The 21,125-nt window shown below is 37.9% G+C and carries 22 protein-coding genes; 18 read left to right on the top strand and 4 right to left on the bottom strand.

Annotated elements, in window-relative coordinates:
* The first annotated feature begins 233 nt into the window (after positions 1-233).
* From FYJ57_RS12700 to FYJ57_RS12655, 10 genes are all read left to right on the top strand, one after another.
* Positions 234-1,277, top strand: coding sequence for a TasA family protein (locus FYJ57_RS12700; RefSeq protein ID WP_154432936.1), 1,044 nt, complete (start codon positions 234-236; stop codon positions 1,275-1,277).
* A 76-nt stretch (positions 1,278-1,353) separates the two neighbouring features.
* Positions 1,354-3,963: an MSCRAMM family protein gene (locus FYJ57_RS12695; RefSeq protein ID WP_154432935.1), complete on the top strand. Its 2,610-nt coding sequence runs from the start codon at positions 1,354-1,356 to the stop codon at positions 3,961-3,963.
* 186 nt (positions 3,964-4,149) lie between these two features.
* Positions 4,150-5,520 (top strand): CHC2 zinc finger domain-containing protein, encoded by a 1,371-nt coding sequence (locus FYJ57_RS12690; protein ID WP_154432934.1) that lies wholly within the window; start codon positions 4,150-4,152, stop codon positions 5,518-5,520.
* A 15-nt stretch (positions 5,521-5,535) separates the two neighbouring features.
* A complete protein-coding gene (locus FYJ57_RS12685) occupies positions 5,536-5,982 on the top strand; it encodes a hypothetical protein (RefSeq protein WP_154432933.1) in 447 nt (148 codons plus the stop codon).
* Positions 5,983-6,056: 74 nt separating this feature from the next.
* Entirely contained in the window at positions 6,057-6,611 is a 555-nt protein-coding gene (locus tag FYJ57_RS12680; protein ID WP_154432932.1) for a hypothetical protein, read from the top strand.
* A gap of 304 nt (positions 6,612-6,915) precedes the next feature.
* Positions 6,916-9,162 (top strand): tetratricopeptide repeat protein, encoded by a 2,247-nt coding sequence (locus tag FYJ57_RS12675; protein WP_154432931.1) that lies wholly within the window; start codon positions 6,916-6,918, stop codon positions 9,160-9,162.
* A gap of 152 nt (positions 9,163-9,314) precedes the next feature.
* A complete protein-coding gene (locus FYJ57_RS12670) occupies positions 9,315-11,030 on the top strand; it encodes an IS1634 family transposase (protein WP_328597489.1) in 1,716 nt (571 codons plus the stop codon).
* Position 11,031: 1 nt separating this feature from the next.
* Positions 11,032-11,253, top strand: coding sequence for an ErpK protein (locus FYJ57_RS12665; protein ID WP_154432930.1), 222 nt, complete (start codon positions 11,032-11,034; stop codon positions 11,251-11,253).
* Positions 11,254-11,255: 2 nt separating this feature from the next.
* A complete protein-coding gene (locus FYJ57_RS12660; RefSeq protein ID WP_154432929.1) occupies positions 11,256-11,720 on the top strand; it encodes a hypothetical protein in 465 nt (154 codons plus the stop codon).
* Positions 11,721-12,674 (top strand): tetratricopeptide repeat protein, encoded by a 954-nt coding sequence (locus FYJ57_RS12655; protein WP_154432928.1) that lies wholly within the window; start codon positions 11,721-11,723, stop codon positions 12,672-12,674.
* 528 nt (positions 12,675-13,202) lie between these two features.
* Here the strand turns inward: FYJ57_RS12655 and FYJ57_RS12650 are convergent.
* Positions 13,203-13,541, bottom strand: a complete 339-nt coding sequence (locus tag FYJ57_RS12650) for a type II toxin-antitoxin system RelE/ParE family toxin (protein ID WP_154432927.1) — start codon at positions 13,539-13,541, stop codon at positions 13,203-13,205.
* The gene (locus tag FYJ57_RS12645) at positions 13,538-13,801 is read right to left on the bottom strand and encodes a type II toxin-antitoxin system prevent-host-death family antitoxin (RefSeq protein WP_154432926.1); all 264 of its coding nucleotides are present in this window, start codon (positions 13,799-13,801) and stop codon (positions 13,538-13,540) included. The genes FYJ57_RS12650 and FYJ57_RS12645 overlap by 4 nt, the downstream gene beginning before the upstream one ends.
* Before the next feature lie 220 nt (positions 13,802-14,021).
* Between FYJ57_RS12645 and FYJ57_RS12640 the strand changes: the two genes are divergently transcribed.
* The 8 genes from FYJ57_RS12640 (at position 14,022) to FYJ57_RS12605 (ending at position 19,740) form a co-directional block, all read left to right on the top strand.
* Positions 14,022-14,234 carry a hypothetical protein gene (locus tag FYJ57_RS12640; protein ID WP_154432925.1) on the top strand — a complete coding sequence of 71 codons (213 nt, stop codon included), beginning with the start codon at positions 14,022-14,024 and terminating at the stop codon, positions 14,232-14,234.
* Positions 14,234-14,938 (top strand): AbiTii domain-containing protein, encoded by a 705-nt coding sequence (locus tag FYJ57_RS12635; RefSeq protein ID WP_154432924.1) that lies wholly within the window; start codon positions 14,234-14,236, stop codon positions 14,936-14,938. Before FYJ57_RS12640 ends, FYJ57_RS12635 begins: the two co-directional genes overlap by 1 nt.
* 214 nt (positions 14,939-15,152) lie before the next feature.
* A complete protein-coding gene (locus FYJ57_RS12630; RefSeq protein ID WP_154432923.1) occupies positions 15,153-15,929 on the top strand; it encodes a hypothetical protein in 777 nt (258 codons plus the stop codon).
* A complete protein-coding gene (locus FYJ57_RS12625) occupies positions 15,919-16,644 on the top strand; it encodes a hypothetical protein (RefSeq protein ID WP_154432922.1) in 726 nt (241 codons plus the stop codon). Before FYJ57_RS12630 ends, FYJ57_RS12625 begins: the two co-directional genes overlap by 11 nt.
* Positions 16,645-16,767: 123 nt before the next feature.
* Positions 16,768-17,151, top strand: coding sequence for a hypothetical protein (locus FYJ57_RS12620; protein WP_154432921.1), 384 nt, complete (start codon positions 16,768-16,770; stop codon positions 17,149-17,151).
* A 102-nt stretch (positions 17,152-17,253) separates the two neighbouring features.
* Complete coding sequence (locus FYJ57_RS12615) at positions 17,254-18,063, top strand: single-stranded DNA-binding protein (protein WP_154432920.1); 810 nt, start codon at positions 17,254-17,256, stop codon at positions 18,061-18,063.
* A 68-nt stretch (positions 18,064-18,131) separates the two neighbouring features.
* Complete coding sequence (locus tag FYJ57_RS12610) at positions 18,132-19,388, top strand: hypothetical protein (RefSeq protein ID WP_205839988.1); 1,257 nt, start codon at positions 18,132-18,134, stop codon at positions 19,386-19,388.
* Positions 19,389-19,476: 88 nt separating this feature from the next.
* The gene (locus tag FYJ57_RS12605) at positions 19,477-19,740 is read left to right on the top strand and encodes a hypothetical protein (RefSeq protein ID WP_154432918.1); all 264 of its coding nucleotides are present in this window, start codon (positions 19,477-19,479) and stop codon (positions 19,738-19,740) included.
* Positions 19,741-19,811: 71 nt separating this feature from the next.
* Here FYJ57_RS12605 and FYJ57_RS12600 read toward each other — a convergent pair whose 3' ends face one another.
* Complete coding sequence (locus FYJ57_RS12600) at positions 19,812-20,105, bottom strand: hypothetical protein (RefSeq protein WP_154432917.1); 294 nt, start codon at positions 20,103-20,105, stop codon at positions 19,812-19,814.
* A gap of 49 nt (positions 20,106-20,154) precedes the next feature.
* Positions 20,155-20,970: a plasmid recombination protein gene (locus FYJ57_RS12595; protein WP_154432916.1), complete on the bottom strand. Its 816-nt coding sequence runs from the start codon at positions 20,968-20,970 to the stop codon at positions 20,155-20,157.
* Positions 20,971-21,125: the final 155 nt, after the last annotated feature.

Here is a 21,125-nt window from a genome sequence, read left to right as displayed (position 1 = left end):
CCGTGCAAATGATTATGCGGCAGATCCGGTTCGTTTTCTATTACAGAATATAAAAATAACTTCAAGAGGCGGAGAAATATTGAGTTTGTTGCAAAAAGAAAATACATCTTTGCTCTGACAGTTTTTCCTGTTTCCCATAATCCATCGCCTATATTCATAGTGAATTGTTAAGGATCACTTAACACATTGAGACGGATCCTACCGTCAACATTCCAAAATAAGGAGGATACAGGATGAAAAAACAGGAAAAATTCATTTCTAAGGAGGAAAAGAAAAAAACAGGAAAGTTAAAACGGGCAATCGCTGTGGGTGCTACTACTCTGGCTGCCGTGGGCTTATGTCTGAATCAGACCGGTGCCCTGGCCTATCTCACAGATTATGATCATGTCACGAACAAATTTACAGAAGGAAAAGTCAGCATTACACCTTCGGAACCAAACTGGACACATGATCCGGAAGATCCGGGAGATAAAGAACAGGTCACTCCGGGAGATATCTTCAACAAAGATCCGCAAATCACAGCGGATGAAGACAGTATTTCCCCGGCCTTTGTCTATATGCAGGTGAAAATACCATACGGAAAAGTAACAAAGGTAAATGATGATGGCACACTGTTTGATAAAGACACCAATGGCAAACGTACAACGGCTCATCATATGTTGATCACCTATGGGGAAGGAGAGCCGACAAAGGATGCACAGGATGAATTTCTGGTTGGTGATGCATCACTTGTCAAATTCGATCCGGCCTCTGAAGGACTGGATACTTCCCAGGCACCTAACGGTCATAGCCTGACCAATAATATCAATGATACAAAAGATGGATGGACATTGCTGCAGGTTGAAAAAACAGGTTTGGCTGCCGGTGATGATGACGCTAACGGAGTGATCAAAGGATATCTGGTATTTACATATGCATACAACAGCATGCTCGCCAATACAGATTCCATCAATACAAAATATGCAGATCTGGTAGGTGAAACTATTCAGAAAAAAACGACACCATTATTTGAGAAGATCCGAATGATCAATGTTGTGGAAGGCCAGTTGGATCTGGTATCTTATCAGATGCCGATCAAGGTATTTGCCATCCAGGCAGCTCATACTGGTACTGGCGGTGATGAAGATTCCAACACTCTGGGAAATAATGGAAATGGTGTTCCAACATCCACCGCAGATGTGATCACGCAGGCGAAAGCGGCATATGTAACATATTCCAATCAGAATGTTGATAATGGTACTGCTACTACGTTAGTATCTAACTTTGAAACAAACTGATGCAATCAGTAAAATAGCGATAAATAAACCGGAGTGGGGTATCTGCTCCGGTTTTTTGGCAGAAAGGAGATATTTGATGAAAAAAATATGGAGAAAGTCTCTTAGTATTCTCTTGCTTATGATAACAGTTTTTACAGGGATTCCTGTAGCTGCTTCAGAACAAATACTGGAAAACGATCAGGAACAGATCATGCCAGCATCACCTGCAGATGATGCAGAACCATTATGTACCCTGATACAGGAAGATTCAAAAGGCGATTACGGAATAGCCATGACATCGTTAGATAATTCGAGCAACCTTAGAATCTTAAATCAGCGCTATGATGTATATTGGAATGGAAATGTACTTAATTCTCCATCGAAAACACTGAATCTGGCGATGGGATTAAAATGGATCGACAATGACGGATCAAATCCGGATGCAAACGGGAAATGGAGAATGGTATATTGCCTGGAGTGGCAGAAAAGTTCCCCTTCCGATAATCTGATATTTAATAATAAATGGACGAACCGTAAGGTACATTATGCACTTTACTATGGCTGCATGTACTGGGGAGAAACCTGCCGTTATCCTGGATATTCAGCAAATACCGGTGACTGGCGGGATGACTATGTGGTTACACAGACAGCAATCCATATTTTGAATGGGGAGTTCAGTCTGGCAACAGCCAAAGCTGCGATCAATAATGCGGATCCGGAAGCTGCATTAGCGAAAAACAGTGGCTTATCTGTACTCCTGAAAGGGGTAAAATCTCCTTCAGTAGCAACAAAAAACAAGGTCATTACTGCAATTGAACATATTGTCAACGGAGCAAACAACAGCACCAATTATACCGGTTGGGACAGCGACGGATGGTTTAAGCTGAGTAACAGTACAACAACCTATGATGTCAGTGGTTATAAAGATACATGGAGTAAGAGTACCGATGGAAATTATTATTCCGGTGGAGCTTTCCATATTACCTTTAACAGTTATTACGGATATGATATGCGTGACCAAATAGATACCGTTGATATTTCGACTCCTGCTGGCGTGAAAGTCCACAAAAAAGACAATAAAACATATTCGGATTTTGATGTCTATATTTCAGAAAAGCAGTATAATGACTGGTCTGTAACAGGGAAAGATATCCCGATTACTGTGAAGACTTCCTTGCGGGCCTGGTGGGGATGCGCTATGTATGAGTCAAAAGATACCAGTTTGCAGCCGATTGGTTTTATTACATGGACTGGTACGGGAGGTACATACTCCGTAAGCAAAACAATTACGCTGCATATCCCCAAAGATCCAACGAAAAGTTCAAAACCGGTCAGCGTAGAAGTAATAAAAAAGGATTCTTTAACGGGTGAAGCTTTAGCAGGATGTGATTTTACTGTTTACGAGTATCAGCCGAGTACCGGTAATTATGTAGCAAAAGGCAAGCTTGGCTGGGATACTACAAATAAAAAATACAGCAGTGATGTAAATGCATCTCTGAAAGAATCATTAAAAACAAACTTTCAGGAAAACGGGAACCAGGGAAAATTCAAAATAGTGGAAACATCCGTTCCGGCTGGTTATACATCTTCCTCGGCCTGGTCACAAGTGTTTAGTGTATTGGCAACAGATACCAGTTCCACGGCAAAATTTTCATATAATGTAACAAATGATCCGACAAGAATTCTTATTAAAAAAGTAGATGAAGAGGGAAAAGCGATCACAGGTGCACACCTGGAAATTTATGATTCGGATAATAAAAAGGTGGCAGAATTTGATTCTTCAGCAGATGGCAATGAAATAGACAGGCTGGTTGTTGGAAAAACATATATACTCAAGGAAACCTCTGTGCCTTCGGGATATGTAAAAGCAGATAATGTTTCATTCCTTGTCCAGGATACAAAGGAAATTCAAACCGTCACCATGACTGACAAATGGACAAAAACGGAATTTGCTAAGATCTCCCTGGCAGATAAAAAAACGGTTATTCCCGGAGCTTCTTTGGAGTTACGCAAGGCAAAAGATATTGCGGACAGTATTGTGACAACCATTACCGGGAAGAAAGTACAATGGGTATCAGGCGAAGATCCGGAAGTCTTTTATGGCATCCAGCCTGGTGTTTACTGGCTGGTTGAAACAAAAAGTCCTTCGGGATATGCTTTGTCCGATCCGGTTCAGGTAACTATAGAAGAAAACCTTACCAATACAGTGACCATGTATGATCTTCCGTATACAGATTTAACCGTCATTAAAAAAATCCGTGCAGATCATATCAATTTTGCAAATGGGAATCCGACATTTGTAATTACGGTAAAAGGAAACGATCTGCTTGGAAACAGTCACGAATATAGCGAATTTTATGAGTTTACAAAAGAGTATGTGCAGAAGCAAACAGAGAGTGACGGATACGTGTCAGTAAAATATACCTGGAAGGGAATTCCGGCCGGTAATGCTTATGAAGTTACGGAAAATGATGTGAACCGATATTATCTGTCGCAGGTAACATCTGCAGATGAGAATGTATCTATTGAACGGCTGCAGGAATCGGCATATGGGGTGCGGCCAGAAGATACTTTTCGAGTAATCGCGGACCTGCAGAGCAGCCTCACTGGGACAACGATCACATTTGAAAATGAAAAATATACCTGGGACGATTGGAGCCATAATGCAATTGTTAAAAATACGATTCAGATAATCCAGTCGAGATAAGTGAAGGGCAGTTATTTTACGAATTGATTCGTAAGGTAGCTGCCTTTCACAATAGAAATTTATTTTCTCAAAAAACGAACCCGGTTCGCGTTATCAAAGAAAGACTGACTTTTTTCATATCTATGACCGCCCATATTTTTTATGATAATTGTTTCAGTATATGGAGAAAAGTAAAGGGGGAAGAAAATGACAAATGTAAAAGATCGATACGAGTTTATCGAAGAAATGTTTGAAAAACTTGGTCGGATATCCGTAGAGCAGATTGTAGGACGGTATACGAAACTGATTCCGAGAGGAAGACACTGGATGGGGCTATGTCCTTTTCATCGAGATACAAAACTCGGGTCCTTTATTGTAACACCGGATAAGGGTATGTGGAAATGCTTTTCGTGCGGAGATGAGTACGCTGGGAACGGAGTAAAATTTGTATCTTTGTACAAAAATATAACATATCTCGAAGCTGCTTTTGAGATAGCATATGAATTCGGACTTATCACGTATGATGAATATCGCAGATATTATCGTAGAAAATATGATGAACTATATGTGAAGAAAATAGAAAGCAGATATTCTCAAAATCAAAAGAAAAAAGTGGTACGAAAAAAAGTGAATCCTGTGATCATACATAACGTATATCAGTGTATGAAAGACTGCTGTTCTTTAAGTGAACATCACAGACTCAGCTTGATACGGGATCGTAAAATATCGTTGGAACGAATTGAGCAGGATTATTTTACCTGCCCTACAAACTGGAGACAGAAAGATACCATTATTGCCAGGATCAAAGAAAAATATCCTGCGTATACAGATGAGATTTTAATGAATATACCTGGATTTTTCTATGACAAAAAACGTGGAAAACTTAGTTTTACAGGGCATAAAGGTCTGGGAATATTGATCCGAAATTCGGATAGCAGAATTGTAGCTGTCCAGATCAGGAAAGATACGATTCAGGAAGGTGATTCCCGATACATCTGGTTTTCCTCTTCATTTGCCACATACAATCCGGACGAATATTACGGTGGTAATGGCTGTGGCAGCCCCAAAGACGTATGTTATCCTCAGATGTTAAAGAAACATACTTTATGCATCACAGAAGGGCGTTTTAAATCTGAGAAATTAACAGAATCTGGTAATATCAGCATTTCGGTTCAGGGAGTAACTTCATGGCATGGTATTGAAGAAACAATTAAGCATATGAAAGGGATTCATAATGTCTTTATATTTTTTGATGCTGACATTCTGGGGAAGCATGTACTTTTTATGCAGAGTGAAAAAATGATCCGGAAGATACAGGATGAATTTCCAGGATTGTATATTCGGTATGCGTTTTGGTCAAAGAAAAATGGCAAAGGTATTGATGACTGTATTATTGCCGGTAATATAAGTAAAGTGAAATATTATGAGGCGAAAAGAGCTGCTGAAATATGTAACGATGCATACACACATGCGCTTGGTGAGTACCATGTAGCTAACTTACGGGAATTAAAGCAGGAAAGAGCAAAGGAGTTTGAAGACTATCTTCAGATTCTGACAGAATCCATGCTTGGATTATAAAAGGAGCGGAAAAGAATGAAATTTGAAAAAGACATGAAAGAATGGAACATGTTTGGTGAGTTATACGCACTGCTGAAAAAGTGCACGATGGAACATATGAGTCAAAAGAAATTATGGGCCTTATGCGTGGAATTCGGTCAAAAATACAGTGAAAAAGGAGATTTTGATTCTTTATCGTATCAGTTGGCATGTGATCTGTATTCGTACAGCTTATTTGACAACCGGACCTGTTCGCTTACTTTCGAAAATGATTCGGAAGAGAAGAAAATGTTCACGACATTTTATAAGCTATGCCAAAAATATTGGACTCGGCAGACGGAAACAGAAGATGCTTATTGGAATGGCTGTGTGAAAGAGTTAAGTGAATTTGAAAATCAATTTTCTACAATAAAAGGAGAGCCATTTGCGCTTTCACAGGCATGGGCCATAACCGTTATCGAATATTGGAATAAGAAAAATTAACACTTTTGCGCATACATCGTCTGGTGTATGCGTTTTTCCATGTATGCAATAAAAGAAGAAAGGATGGGTTGAAAATGCAAGGAAAGAAAAAAATCTGTGCTATTTTTGCAACAGTGATTTTGTTTTTATCAGTTTTTATCTATGTCACACGATTTGATGTTAGAGAAGGCTTGTGTGCAGAGGCAGGAACGGATATAGAATATATATTAAATGAAAATAATTTACACGATTATATCAATGTAAGCAGGGTCTTTGATAAGTATTTGACCATTGACAGTACTGGCGTGAATACCAGGCGTTCCGGGGAATATACGATTAAGGTTATCAATCGGATAACCGGTGATGTATTAAAAGTGCCATTATCCATTGTTGATACAAAGAATCCACAGGTTGAGTGGAATGAGTATATACCACAGATCCTGGTTGGTTGCTCTATTACCGCAGATATCTTTGTAAAGAACGCAGTGGATGATGCTGGGATTGGGAAAATATACTTTTATTCAGAAGAAGGCGGCCGGCAATCATCATTTACTCCGCAAAGCGAAGGAACGTATTCTTTTTCTGTTGTTGTGCAGGATATTAATAATCAGAAAGTATCAAAAGAAGTAGCTATCTGTGCAATCCAATAAAGCGAACCGGGTTCGCATAAAAACAAGATTGACCTGTTGGTTATTCTTTATGGATATTAATGAAATAAAAAGAGTGATAAAGAAAATGTATGAAAATATATACATTTTTATTTTTATGATACACAGGTTAAGTAATCAGAACAAAAACTGTAAATAACTAAATTTAAGTTGACAGGCTGCTGATGTTCTGATAAATATGATGCCAAAGAGTAAATGAAAATATTAAGGATGTGTTGCAGTAACAATTGTTAAATCGTTACTGCAACACATCTTAGGTCATGATTTAGAAAATGCGGAGGGACATATGAATCTGGCATCAATCATTATATCAGTAGCAACAAAAGAGATTGCTGGATTTACGGTAATCGGCTATCTCACGGAAAAAGCTGCTGATATCGGGACCGGAAAAATCTGGGCAGAATTGAAAAAAAAGATAGGTAATAGACCTGATTCGTTTGAATGCAGGTTATATGGAGCGATTGAGAAAAGTGCTAAAGAGTATCTTTGCAAGGGGACTATTGAAGATGTATCCGCTGCAATTTGCGAACGTATTTTTGATGCGTGGTGCCGGGAAGGTTATTTAACACCTGAGCGGATTGCAAACATACTGCGCTGCTATTCTACATATGCAAAGCAAAATGATATCTTGGCGTGGTATCGCACTTTTCAGGAACAAATCATAAAAGATGACATCTTGTGTCCTATGTTTATGATGAATAACATACAGCTAAGCGGCGAACTTCAAAGGGAACAGGATAAAAAAATAGACCAGGTATTGGCATTGCTGCAGGTTATTATGAAAGAGAATAAAGACACACAGCAGAAAAAACCGGAATATATATCTGATCCGCCTACGGATATTGATTCGTTCTATGTGGACAGAACAATACTTGAAAACGAATTATGGACTACCATTGTTTTATCTGGGAAATCGGTGCTTCTGTATGGGATAGGCGGGATAGGTAAAACGGAAACAGCAAAATCTGTTTTGAAAAAAATCTATTCGATGCCCTGTGATGTTACAGGTATTTATCAAATCGCTTGGGTTACTTATACAAATGGAAAGTTGAAGGATTCTCTGATTGAGGCGTTTTATGATACAAAGCGGTATACAGACAGGGATAAGGCATGGGAACATATATACAACATAATACAAACTCAGCGCGAGAAGCTACTGATTGTAATTGATAATGTAGAAACGGTAGTGCAGGACCAGGATATTGAAAGATTGGGAGACCTACCCTGCAGGATACTGGTAACGAGTAGAACCGAACAGTTTAGCGGGCTTTATAGATATCCTGTAGACCATTTGCCAGAAGAAGACTGTCGGGATATCTTTTATCATTATTATGTGGGAGATCACGATAATTATTACTTAGATAAGATTCTGGAATTAATAGAACATCATACAGTAATGCTGGAACTTCTGGCAAAAACAGCTAATATGGAAGAAAAAACTTTGCAGGAATTTTACGTGTTGCTTGTCCAAAAAGGATTTCACATGAGTAATGAAGAAGTTGATTCGCATCATCCATTATTAAGAGCAGAAAAGAGGGTAACAGAACAACTAAAAATTTTATTTGCGATTTCAAAGTGTCGTATCCAGGATAATGATTTACTGTGCCAGCTTTCCGTGATACCGGCAATCCCATTCCAATATAAATCTGTGAGAAATTGGATTAAGGTTCAACATAAGTCACAGTTGGAATATCTGGTAAAGACAGGATGGCTTAAAAGCGATGGAAAGCTTGTTTCAACATATATCATGCATTCGGTTATCGCTTCTGCCATACGGTTTCAGAATGAGGATCATCTGTATGAAAAATGCAGATATGTGATCCATTCCATTACAAAAGAAATGGAATGCGGAGAGCAGGAGCATGGTGCAGAAAAGTCTTATTTAATCCCGTTTTCATGGTCTATTTCCGATGTGCTATGGAATCATTTATGTGATGAACAGGATGCAGAGTTTCTGACAAATCTTGCATATATTTATTATGATATAGGAAACTATGATAATGCGTATCAATTTTTTCAAAGAGCATTAGAAATAGATGAACGGGTCTCCGGACCGAATTCCATTATCGTTTCTTCTGATTACTACAATCTTGCAGATGTAAGTTATAATATGTATCAATTTCCCGAATCTCTTTCGTATTTGAGGAAAGCTCTGGCAATCCGTAAAAAATATTATTCGTCTGACAATATTGAAGTTGTTCTGCTTATAAAGTTATTGGCTGGAATATATGCAAAACTGAATCGGTTGGATCGCGCTGAAGCACTATATTTCTGGGCGGCAGACAAATTCGAACGGAATCCGGAAACAGATATCCTACAGTTGAGTACACATTACTCCGATATGGCTTCTTTTTTTAGAGAGCGTGGATATCCGGGAGATTACGACAAGGCAAGGACCTATTATCAGAAGGCAGAGCGAGGGCTGAAGCAGATTTATGGGGACAAACTTCATCCGGAAATGGCTGCTTTTTATGATGAGTATGCGTTGCTTTATCATAATATGGGAAAATATTCATGTGAACTTCCTGAGTAATTTCTCACTCAAAGCAGAAACGACCTGAGAAATGATCCGGAAACCGCAGAAACACTGGGTTTTTATGGGAAAACACTTGAAAAAATCATGGGAAAACGATATAATAATGAGTGAGAAGTAGCGCTCAAATAAAACTCTGAAAGGGGTATATCGTGTATCTGGATTTTGAGGTAAAAATACCGGAGGTTCCGGGCAAGATTGGAAGGTTTACAAAGGGCGGTACGACCTACGTGAGATATGTGGCAGGCCGAACCTATCACCCTGAGAAAAAATACAACATTCCGAATCATAAGACAATTGGAAAGCAGTCACTTACGGATCAGACGATGATGATCCCGAACGAGAATTATTTAAAGTATTTCGGGGATGTGGAACTGCCAGAACTGAAAGCGGGAGTAAACCGGAGCAGTTGTATTCGTATAGGTGCATTTCTGGTTATCCGTAAGATTCTGGAAGAGTATGAGCTTCCGGCAATTCTAAAAAAGTATCTGGGGATAAAGGACTGCGGACTGTTTCTGGATTTGGCGGCTTATTCCATTGTCGCAGAGAATAATGCAGCCCAGTATTATCCGGATTATGCATACAACCATCCGCTTTTTACGGCGGGAATGCATATATATAGTGATTCAAAGGTGTCGGATTTCTTTGCATCTGTAACGGATGACCAAAGAATTGGTTTCCTGAATGAATGGAATTCAAACCGGGATCATCGAGAGAAGATATACATTTCATATGACTCTACCAACAAGAATTGTCAGGCAGGCAATATAGAGATGGTGGAGTTTGGACATGCAAAGGATGACAAAAATCTTCCGGTATTCAATTACTCCATTGCTTATGATACATACAACAGAGAACCCCTGTTTTACGAGCAGTATCCGGGAAGCATAGTAGATATCTCCCAGCTGCAGTTCATGCTGGAAAAAGCCAGTGGCTATGGGTACAGGCATGTGGGGTTTATCCTCGACAGAGGGTATTTCAGCAAAGAAAATATCCAATACATGGATAAGTGTGGTTATGATTTTGTGATCATGGTAAAGGGGATGAATTCTTTTGTCAGTGATCTGATCCTTGAAAACAAAGGTAAGTTTGAAAACAGTCGCGAATGTAACATCAGACAGTATAAAACCTATGGTATGACAGTCAAAAAGCAGCTGTATGCTTCAGACACAAGGGAAAGATATTTTCATTTGTTTTATTCAGACCACAAGGCTGCAGCAGAACGGGAGCAGATAGATGCAAGAATGGAGCGGATGATGAGATATTTAAACTCGCTCAAAGGTCAGAAGGTCACGATTGGCGAAGGATACAAAGAGTATTTTCATCTTGAAACCTATGAAGAGGATGGGACATTCCTGTTTGCGAGAGAACGAGCAGATGTGATTGAACGGGAACGGGATCTGGGAGGATATTTTGCTATTGTCACATCCGAGAAGATGACTGCAAAAGAAGCATTGGAGCTTTACAAGAGCAGGGATGCTTCAGAGAAACTTTTCAAAGGAGATAAATCCTATCTTGGAAATAAAAGCCTGCGGGTACAAAGTGACGAGGCAGCATCGGCAAAGATTTTTGTTGAATTTGTGGCGCTGATTGTTCGGTGCAGGATGTATACGATGCTGAAGGACGAAGTGTTCCGGATGGAGAAACATCCGAATTACATGACGGTGCCGGCGGCAATCCGGGAACTGGAAAAGATTGAGATGGTACGCGGACTTGACGGAAGATACCGGATGGATCATGCAGTAACGGCAACGCAGAAGGATATCCTGAGGGCATTTCATTTGGATGCGGCTGCAGTAAAAAAACAGGCGGATGAGCTGAGCGAGATGCTGAATAAATATGACAGACAGACCTTGGAGGAACGGTGATATGGCAAGACCAAGAAAGAATAACATAACAATAGATGAGGAAATCATCAAGCAGGAAGAACAGGTTTCGAAATCAAAAGCAAAGTATGACGCGGATGTAAAGAAACTGAAAGACCTTTATGCCAAAAAGGATGAAATGAAGAAGAGGGAGTTACTTGAAGCAGTAGAGAAAAGCAGTAAAACATTTGAAGAAATCATGGGATTCTTGAAGGGGGATAAATAATCATGTACATTGAGCATCACGATCTTGATCCGTATCCAATTCCCAAAGAAAAGAGTCCGCTTTATATCAATGAACCATGGCTTGTAGATGGTTCTATAATAAGGGACTTGGGCGACAATAAGGAACCGGAACCACAAGAGGATAATATAAGGGTATATGTGCCGCTGGATTTAAATCGGAAAGCGATTCTGCGTAGGCTGGATGATATCATTATGCGATATGACGAAGCCAATGAGGAAAACGAATCTGATTTCATGTTTGAAGTGGAAAGACTGATCTCGCAGATAGAGATATACGATCAAGTGTGGTTTGTGCGACATATGCCGGAGGATAGGAAGCACAGTGCTGAGGCAAAACTGCTTGTAAAAGATTTTATAGCAGCACTGGAAGAAATCCCGGATGGCTGTGCAGAGACATTTCCATTTGAACTGATAGAAGATTTAAGAAGGGAATATTTTCCTAATTGAGTGAGAAAAAGTCAGGAAGTTAAGAATTCAGAAGCGCTTTCCCTATTGCAAAAAGCATTAAAAATAAAACAAAAAACATTAAAGGGAAAGCATCCTGACATTGTTCAATCCTATGGAAGTATTGGATTGATTTATTACGAACTTACAGAATATGATAAGGCACTGGATTGTTTAAATGAGGCTTTAAGAATTGCGGATAATATCTGGGCAGGCCCATTTTTATTTAAAGCGGATATTTATAATAATCTTGGGCTTGTATACCGGAGTAAGGGAGACTATTCAAAAGCAGAAGATTTGTATAGATATGCACTGTGTATAAGAGAAAAGATTTATCCATCAGATCACCCGATGATCTTAGCAACAAAAAATAATATTGCGCAGGTCTATGCCAGTGAAGAAAGATATAGAGAAGCTATTTTACTATTTGAAACAGTTATCCGGGAGTACCGTAAAAAGTCTACAGAGGATTCGGCATTTCTAGCAACAGTATATGATAACTTGTCAACTGCATACCGAGAAATAGGAAAATACGAAGATGCTATTGACGTATGCACAGAGGGGTTGAATATACGCAAAAATATCTATGGGAAGAGGAGCTTGGACTATGCAATCAGCTTGAATAATCTTGCCCTGATTTATTATGAAATGGGTGCGCTTAATGATGCGGCAGATATATTTAGTGAAGCATTGGCAATTAAAAAAGAGACCCTTCCAGAAATACACGGACAGATTAGTATCGGCTATTTTAATTTGGGTCTTGTATATGATAAACTCCATAGGGATAATGAAGCACTGGAAAACTATCGGGCTTCTATAGAAATAGACAATGAACTGGAAGCATATGAAGATGTTCTGCTGACAGCCGAATATGTTGCTGAAATATATGAAAGGAATGATATGCCAGAGGATGCAGAAGCATATCGTACACTTTGTAGAGAAGAAGATGAGTATTAAAGCAGAGCGAACGGCTAACCGATGAGGTGCTGTGAAAGTGTGTTCTATGGTTGGCTATCCCGGTATAGGTGAATTTGAGATTGTTCCCTGGTGGATACATTTTGCATGATGTTCATTTTCTGTTTGTGTTTTCTAGCGTTGTCCAGAAAAAGTGGTATTAGATCGCATGGAAAGAGGCACTGAGCATTATGTAGGAAGTGTCTGTGGATACTGATTGTTGGAAAGTCACAGTTGTAGCAGGAAGATGGGTGTAGCCACATATGATAGAAAAAGCTCGGGCATTTTTACAGAAGTCCAATATCTATACACAGGATATGATGCAGAATAGTTTTACAAACAGCCGACGGATTTGGATAAGCACGTCCGCGATGGAATTTCTGGAAGGTAGCCTGCTCTCTCAGCAGGTTCTACGGATTTTCTCCGTGATTCTTCCGTAATTCGGATTGCAATTGAATGAAAAATAGAAACGTCAAACCATTCGTATGTGTTTGGTTTGACGTTTATTATTTAGGGGGTATTTTGTTTTTCTTATTTAAGAGAAAATCCCTGTCGAAGAATGGAGCTCCAATTACTTTTTTGATAAAGAAAGCGGACGATAGTTACGATCTGTTTCTTTTCATCAATAGTATAAAAGGCTAAATAGTTATTGATTATTACAAAACGAATGCCCCAACTTGCAAGTATCGGATCTTCCACAAGCTGAAATTTTTGTGGATAGTCAGATAACGAATTAATGTGTTCTGTGGCAATATCTAACAGCCTATCTGCGGCATCAGGATTTTTAAGGGTAAATTCGATGTAATCTACAGCATGTATAATATCATGCTCTGCGGTTGAAGTAATATGAATTTTGTAATTGTGGCTCATCGGTTACGCCGTCTTCGAATATCAGATATGGCTTCAGAAAATGGTCTTGTGTTACCTGATGCGATATCATCCATTCCTTCTTTAAGTTTGCTGTATAATTCAAATCGGCTGGTCAATTCTTCATAAGCTTCAATGCTCATAACTGCCAGATCGCCTTTTCCATTCTTCGTGATAAAAACTGGTTCCGGATAAGTGTGACAAAACGTAGAAATCTCATTGTAATTATTCCGTAAATCAGCACTTGATTTGATTGTTGGCATATCAGCACCTCCTTTTTGATAGTAAAATTATACCTGAATTTTGTTACGAAATCAATAGACATCTCTATTATATCCCATATGATTAATTTATATAATGTGATATTTCCTCTATGTCTGTATTTTAATATAATATTGTATCTTTGAGGCAATTTATCATTGATGCACTGATTCGAACGAAGTATAATGTATATGTATCAGAAATACGGAAGGATGATATACAATGGGAATTAAGATAGGAAATAATAATACTATTAAAAATTCAAATATTGCAGAAACAATAAATGGAAATTTATCAAAAATAACAAAAAGGAAAAAATCCTTCTATGAGAAACATCCTGTAATATGTAGTTTTTTGATTTCATTGGTTGCTGGTATAATCGTACTTTTTTCTTTTTGGAATAATATAATTAATTGGATAGAGGGGTGGTTTTGATGGCAAAAAGTAAAATAATAAAAGACCTTGCAAATGGAGCTATAGATACACAAACAGCTTTAAAAAGAACAAAAGTTCTTCTTCAAGAGTTGGATAATGAAGATGTTCTTGAATGGATTAACTGTGAAATAGAAGGATATTCGAATGATTCTGAAGTTCCGAACTACAGAAAAATTGATGGGCGGTTATATGGTTCTTACTTCAAAGGCTCAATGGCTTCACATATGACACATAATCATGTGCCATTACCGTTAGGTAACATGCCTGATGAAACAAGAGAGGCTATTCTCATTACAGACATAACTCAAGGAATTGAAGCATTAAAATGCATGGTGTTTGATAATGGAGAAGGTGATACAAAATCTTTAGTGAAAACTCTGCCTGCAGATATATATCCGTATATAGCAAAGTGCAATAACGATCCATATATGATAATCACATCCGCAAGCGTAGAATTAAACAGACCTCAGCTTTTAAACATTTTTTCTAAAATTGAAAGTATTTTATTGGATATTTTATTTTATCTGGAAAAACAGTTTGGAAATTTAGATGAATTAGATATAGATACAGACAGCAAAAATGAAGAAGAATTAGAAGAAATAGTCAATCATATTCAGGTGATAATTTATAATGACCACAGTGTTTCTATTGGAGATGATAATAGAATAAAAGATTCAACAATTTCTTCAGAAATAAATACATGAAGATCCAAACTGATTTATATTTATCAAGTTATACAAAATTTTATAGAACGCCATATAAAAAGATAATTCAAAAATACAGGGTTGTACATTATAAGTATATACCCTGTATTTTTATTGCCTATAATTTACGTATAAAATGACTTTTTCTATAGAAAATTTGATGATTTGTAAAATCGCCCATATTCAAGAAAAAAGAAACAGGAGGAGCGGTTTTATGAATGACAAACCTAATCTGAAATCCCAGGAAAAAGCACTAAAATTAAATCTGGAAGATTTTCTAATCTTATCAAATGGTACAGATAAGGAAGGAGATCCGCTAAGTGCCGGATCTATTCATATCTGGAAACAGTCGGAGGGTCAAAACGAGGCGATAAGAAATTATGAACTCCCGGGTGCTATTTATGAAATACTGATCAGGGATCGTTTTTTACAGGTGAATATGGATTTCCAACAAAAGTCCCGGCATGGACTGGCCCTGGCAAAAATTGCGATGAAAAAATATGATAAACTGACAAATACACAAGAAGATTTTAAAAGCGCAGTGTATTCTTTCAGTATGGTTTTATTTCCGTTGGAAGTATATGGCCGCCTGTCATTGGTTATGGTTAATCCCGTCCTGTGGGTGGGAGGAGAAAATCCAGAGGATAAGTCTGTGCAGCGGCTGTCTCTTTTATTTGAAAAAGAGAACTGCCAGTTTGTGACAAATGAGAGTATTGATGTAAGCAATGTAAGGGCTGGCATTGAACGTGAAATGAAACAGCAGTATGAGCAGGAACAGGAACTGGCATGGCGGCAGCAGGAACAACAGAAAGAAGTGCATGTTGAAGCAGAAAGGGCAGCAGCGAATGCGATGATTCTGGATCTGACCGGACTGGAGCAGACAAATGATCATGTAACACAGCAGCAGGATTCTCTGAGCAGATTACGCTTTTCAGAGGATGATAATACAGTAGAACCTGAAAGTAATAGGGAAGACGTTTATGAGGAATAAAATGATACTCTTTTTTTGTATTTTGCTGGTTAGCCTGTGTGTACCTCTCCCTACCTATGCAGAGGCAGATGTACTATCGGATGTAGATGCAGAATTGACCTTTACCTGCAAAATCAAATCGTTTTATTCGGATGGCTTCATTCCACAAGCTGGTGATACATTTTACATAGAGTACACAAATACTGAAAATATCATCTTAAGTATGCTTTTGGATGCTTCTGAATGTGTGAATGATTGGAAAGAAGTGGAAATGGCTTCTGGAACTTATAGTATTACAAAAATAACGTATGTTGGTGATAATACTGATATTATTCAGAGTGGCTATAGTATTACTTCTGACTTTTCTACAGAGGAAGGAAACTGTATACAGCTGGGAATTGGTGATACACAGGCCAGTAGGGTACACACAGAATACAAAGATACTGTATTTGTACCAGGAACGCTTCAGGAGCAAAATATAGCAAATGGTTTGAATGAAGGAGCTGGAGAAAGTGATATGTCTTCGGAAGAAAGTAGCAGTATAGAAAAAGAGGAACAAGATCATCTGACCGAGGATTCTGATATTAATTCTAGCCAGAAGGATAAACAACGTGCATATTATGAAAAATCAACTCGGAAAATTTTTATACAAAATATTCCGGTTTTTGTGATCACGATAATAATTGTGATTTTGTTTTTAGGTCATGCTATGAATCAAAGAAAAGCAAACCGGTAATAAAATTCTGTAAATATGCAAGATTACGAGCAAGCAGCTTTTATAGTAGAATAGTACATAAAAAAAGCGAACCCGGTTCGCAAGGGACTATTGGTGTATAGTAAAAACAAAGGAGGAAGCTTTATGAAACCGAAAAGAAAAAATCGCACATATAACCCTGTACTGTTACTGTTCTACACGATTATGAGAATGATATTTTTCCCGATTTATCTGGCTGGAAAAATAATCGAGATTCTTTCGACGCTTATCGTACCTGCATCTGCTACATTATATTTGATATTTTTGGTCTATGATGTATATACCATTATCAGAGATGGATTTGTATTTCCCTCTGATATTATATTACCTGTTGGTGTAGGGATCCTGATATTGTTCGGATGCGCAGTGATATGTTTTCTCAGTGAATTTCTGATGGCTGCGTTAGCGATACCGGCAAAAGCATATGAGATGTTTGATGAGAAGTGTAAATTTCAGAAATGTTATAAGCGAGCAGTAAATGTTATATAAAGTCTAAAATACCTGGTTCTGAAAATGAATCGGGTATTTTTTTATTTTCTCCCATATTAACTATAAATTTTTAGATTCTATGGAGAAAGAAGGTAATAAAATATGGCTACACACAATTATGTCCGATTGTTGGGAATTCTTCGGAAGTCCCCTAAATTTCTAAAACTGGGGAATTCTACGGCAGCAATGTTCAGCTTGATTGTTCTGAATAAAAGTCGTTCGGAAAAAGACACCTTTTATTATAATGTACCAACGATTTTTACGGATGATGAGGAAATGGTCACCGCCATTGAACAGTATAAGACCAACGATATTATTGAAGTAGAAGGAGTTATTACAACCAAAAACGTTATAAAAGCCTCCTCTTGTGAACATTGTGGTGAGAAAAATATAAAAGAGAAAGCCATTATTTTTGTCATAACACCGCTGTATCTATGTCGACGGGAAAGTGGTATCCAGACAAGAGAAGACGCTTTGCAGAAGCTTCAGCCACATGTCGAAATTTCAAATAAATGTTTTGCGCTTGGTACTGTTCTCAGGAACCCGGAATTGATCGCTGTTGGAAAGAAAAAAAAGAATACGGTCCGTTATCCGATCGCCATACAACGAAAATATTTCATTCAGGATTCTCCGGAAGTGCACAGCGATTATCCATGGATAAACACGATTGGACAGCAGGCTGAAAACGATATCAAATATCTTCATACCGGAAGTGTCATCTATGTGGATGGATATATACAAACACGAAATGCGATTCAAACTTCTATCTGTAATCAATGTGGAAAAAGTTATAACTGGAAAGATACCGCCGTAGAAATTATTGGCTATAGTGTGGAATATCTGCAAAATTACCTCACCCCGGAGGAAGTAGTGCAGGAACATCCATTTGATGTGATTCTGGTCGAAGAATAGTATTACATGTACAATCCGATTTTCTGTTTCCTGAATCTGCCATATTGAATGTGAAATGTAATTCATATATGGAGCTTAAAGGAGGAAGGAAAATGAATGAACAAATAAATGTATTAAAGCCATATGATGTGTATGGAGACAACCTGCAATCATTATTCCGAACGGTAGATTGGTTACAGGATCATACAAAACGGCATGTATTTGATACAAAAAATTTAAAAGTGCTATCATATTATTCAGCCAGAAAACTGAACGGTACATATGAGGTTTCTTTTTTTGCGATTGATCCATTATATCCATTTGTACAGTATGACGATACTCTGAAATTCGATAAAGAAATAATGACTGTGAATGAGGAAGTCTATGAAATGATTTGTGAATCTGGTCTGATATTTAAGATAAATTCACAGATTTTCATAGTAGACAAAAAAGCGTTTGCATCGATTGGAAGTTTTTTGGATTGCCATGGCCGGATGCTGTACAATGGCTGGATCGGGCGTGATCTGTGTATTGCTGATGCGATAGCAGATATGGATCATATGGATCTTATATACAGGGAAAATGGTGATGTGAAATATGTTATAGCAGTGCTTGGTGAAAAACAGGTTTATAATCCGATGAGAGAGAGCATAAAAAAGAGTTTTACATTCTTACCGGGATCCGGTAAAAAAACATTTTATAAATGGAGAATAAAAAACGATGCTTTTTATATCTGGATAGATTATCCAAAATATCAGAAAACTCTCTGTGATTTTATATGGGATTTCGGAATTATGATCTGCAAATCGAATCTTGAAAAACAGTTTTGCTACTTTCATTGTTATGCCAGATGCGGAGAAGTATATATTATTCTATATACAGAAAAAATACATTTGTACAAAAAGAACGCAGAAAAGAAAAATAGATTATGTAACCAATTTTCTCGTATATGCAGAGAGTTTTATAAAAAACTATACGATCTGCAGTGTGGTATCGACGGTATTCATGAAATAGCTGCACTGCTGCATGACAAAAAATATCTTGATCTACTGCTTTCAAAGGTAAATATGAGACGCCTGATCGGATCCACAAGATATAAAGAATTGAAAGATCAGATATGGTGTCAGCTGAGTGCTGAAAACATTACAACAGTATATCACATATATTGGGAAATTATAAAAACAGGATATTCATACATGAAAGAACTGAATGACCGGTATCAGGTTGCATACATGTCCCGTATCAAAGAATTGCCAGATATATTAAAACAGGAATTTGTTCAGACAAAAAGGAAAAAAGATGCATTAGATGGCCAGATATCCATATTTGAATGTATCGACATATGAAAATAAGCTGGAAATTTTTCCGGCTTTTTTCTTTAAAAGATCATATATGGTTTAGCTTTATGATAAATACGAGAGGAGTTATGGAGAAATGAAAATAAAATTAACATTTCAACAATACGACAGGATGGTAGAGAACATTAAAAAAACAGATATGCAGCCGGAGGGGTTCTGGCCAACTATAGCACAAATTCAGGCAGAGATAGAACCGAATATAAGAAAAAATCTTCCATTTTTAATCTGGTTGACAGAATATAATCCGACGGAAACGCTTTCGCCAGAAGATACAAAGAGCAGGAAATACATATTAAAGTTATTATATAAAAATCTTGAACTTTTCTATTCTGATAATTGAAAAGCAATATAATAGAGAAACAGGTACAAAAAGGATTTCTTTTGCACCTGTTTTTTGACGTTCAAAAAATTTTATCCCAGCTCAACTACAAAGGAATCTGAAGACGGATTCCCGAAATCCTGTTCCAGATCTGATTGCGGATCATTGGAAATTTCCGGTTGTTCTGTGTCCCTCTCGTTTTCCGGTGTTGTAGCAATTTTATCCTGTTCTTCCTTAAGGTTCGGATCTGGAAAGGATGTCGGGACTACTGGAGGCGTGTCAAATATTTCCTGTGGCTCAGGTTCCTGGAGTTTCGTAGCTGTACCAATTATGGTGCTAAAAGAAATAATTATCACAAAAATATAAAATCTTCTTTTCTTTCTCATTGTATATTTCCCTTCAAAAGATTATGTATAGACTGGAGTATTGGACAGCTTAAAATCTTTGATCCGGTTCCGGCTCTGCCTGTTGCAAGTGATTTTGAAACCTGTCCTGGAATGTACTAAGCAGTTGTGTACTCTCCGGATCGATGGCAGCAAGAGATTGATATATTGGAGTATCCTCTTTCAACAGTGCCAGGAAATCAGCGACATTCATTGTTCGATATTCGTTTTCATAATTCAGTATGAGATCCTGGATCTCCTGAAGCTGATTGGTAAGAGCGGATAATTCCTGTTCTTTGTTATCGATAAGTTGCTGATACATCGCCGATGTTTCCTGAATTTTATGTTCTGCTTCCTGGTAATGTGTTCGGGACTCTATAACCTGTAAAGAAAGAGTGCGTAGATTTTGTTCCAGGAGTTGTTTTTGATTCTGATGCTCCAGGTGTATCTGTTTTTTATAGTCGTTGATTTTCCGAGTGACCCATTCATCGGCGGCACGTTCTCGTTCCAGTCCCTTTTTCAGATATGCCGCTGATAAAGTTTCCAGCTGCTCCTGGAATCGTTCATAATAATCTGTGGCCAGTTCTCCTTTTTGAGGAATCGGAACATTTTCGATTGCCTGGTTAAGTTCCGTATAAAATTTTTTAATATCCTTATGCCGAGCTTTCGACCCTTTCATACCACGTTGTAGTCCTAAAGAACACATAACTTCTGCATAAGAGTCTTGCAATCGTGAATATCTGGATCTTCCATTTTCTTTTCCGTCTGTAAAAAAAGAAGCATTCAGATGCCCTTTCTGATCAATTGGCTGAATAAATGCATGGCAGTGAGTATTGCCGGTTTCATCATCGTGGCACATGATGCTCAAAACGTTATCTCCATATTTTTCCATATCCTGATATTGTCAATATTGGTTGACACATTTATCTCAAAGATATCACTGCCTATGCAGCCAGTCCCAGAGATTCGTAGTATCTCTGGCGCTTGATCATCGGAGGAAGCCCACCGTTAGCAGAGCAGATC

This window comes from Oliverpabstia intestinalis (assembly GCF_009696065.1).
Classification (GTDB): Bacteria; Bacillota; Clostridia; order Lachnospirales; family Lachnospiraceae; genus Oliverpabstia; species Oliverpabstia intestinalis.
The sequence above is the reverse complement of the archived record's forward strand: the minus strand, read 5'-3'. Positions and strand labels throughout refer to the sequence as shown.

Coding starts and splice junctions, on each gene's coding strand:
- FYJ57_RS12680 (WP_154432932.1), top strand. CDS start 6,057: ATGCAAGGAAAGAAAAAAATCTGTGCTATTTTTGCAACAGTGATTTTG.
- FYJ57_RS12610 (WP_205839988.1), top strand. CDS start 18,132: ATGGAGCTTAAAGGAGGAAGGAAAATGAATGAACAAATAAATGTATTA.
- FYJ57_RS12650 (WP_154432927.1), bottom strand. CDS start 13,541: ATGAGCCACAATTACAAAATTCATATTACTTCAACCGCAGAGCATGAT.
- FYJ57_RS12600 (WP_154432917.1), bottom strand. CDS start 20,105: ATGAGAAAGAAAAGAAGATTTTATATTTTTGTGATAATTATTTCTTTT.
- FYJ57_RS12615 (WP_154432920.1), top strand. CDS start 17,254: ATGGCTACACACAATTATGTCCGATTGTTGGGAATTCTTCGGAAGTCC.
- FYJ57_RS12635 (WP_154432924.1), top strand. CDS start 14,234: ATGGCAAAAAGTAAAATAATAAAAGACCTTGCAAATGGAGCTATAGAT.
- FYJ57_RS12620 (WP_154432921.1), top strand. CDS start 16,768: ATGAAACCGAAAAGAAAAAATCGCACATATAACCCTGTACTGTTACTG.
- FYJ57_RS12675 (WP_154432931.1), top strand. CDS start 6,916: ATGAATCTGGCATCAATCATTATATCAGTAGCAACAAAAGAGATTGCT.
- FYJ57_RS12690 (WP_154432934.1), top strand. CDS start 4,150: ATGACAAATGTAAAAGATCGATACGAGTTTATCGAAGAAATGTTTGAA.
- FYJ57_RS12640 (WP_154432925.1), top strand. CDS start 14,022: ATGGGAATTAAGATAGGAAATAATAATACTATTAAAAATTCAAATATT.
- FYJ57_RS12645 (WP_154432926.1), bottom strand. CDS start 13,801: ATGCCAACAATCAAATCAAGTGCTGATTTACGGAATAATTACAATGAG.
- FYJ57_RS12665 (WP_154432930.1), top strand. CDS start 11,032: ATGGCAAGACCAAGAAAGAATAACATAACAATAGATGAGGAAATCATC.
- FYJ57_RS12660 (WP_154432929.1), top strand. CDS start 11,256: ATGTACATTGAGCATCACGATCTTGATCCGTATCCAATTCCCAAAGAA.
- FYJ57_RS12605 (WP_154432918.1), top strand. CDS start 19,477: ATGAAAATAAAATTAACATTTCAACAATACGACAGGATGGTAGAGAAC.
- FYJ57_RS12630 (WP_154432923.1), top strand. CDS start 15,153: ATGAATGACAAACCTAATCTGAAATCCCAGGAAAAAGCACTAAAATTA.
- FYJ57_RS12695 (WP_154432935.1), top strand. CDS start 1,354: ATGAAAAAAATATGGAGAAAGTCTCTTAGTATTCTCTTGCTTATGATA.
- FYJ57_RS12700 (WP_154432936.1), top strand. CDS start 234: ATGAAAAAACAGGAAAAATTCATTTCTAAGGAGGAAAAGAAAAAAACA.
- FYJ57_RS12685 (WP_154432933.1), top strand. CDS start 5,536: ATGAAATTTGAAAAAGACATGAAAGAATGGAACATGTTTGGTGAGTTA.
- FYJ57_RS12625 (WP_154432922.1), top strand. CDS start 15,919: ATGAGGAATAAAATGATACTCTTTTTTTGTATTTTGCTGGTTAGCCTG.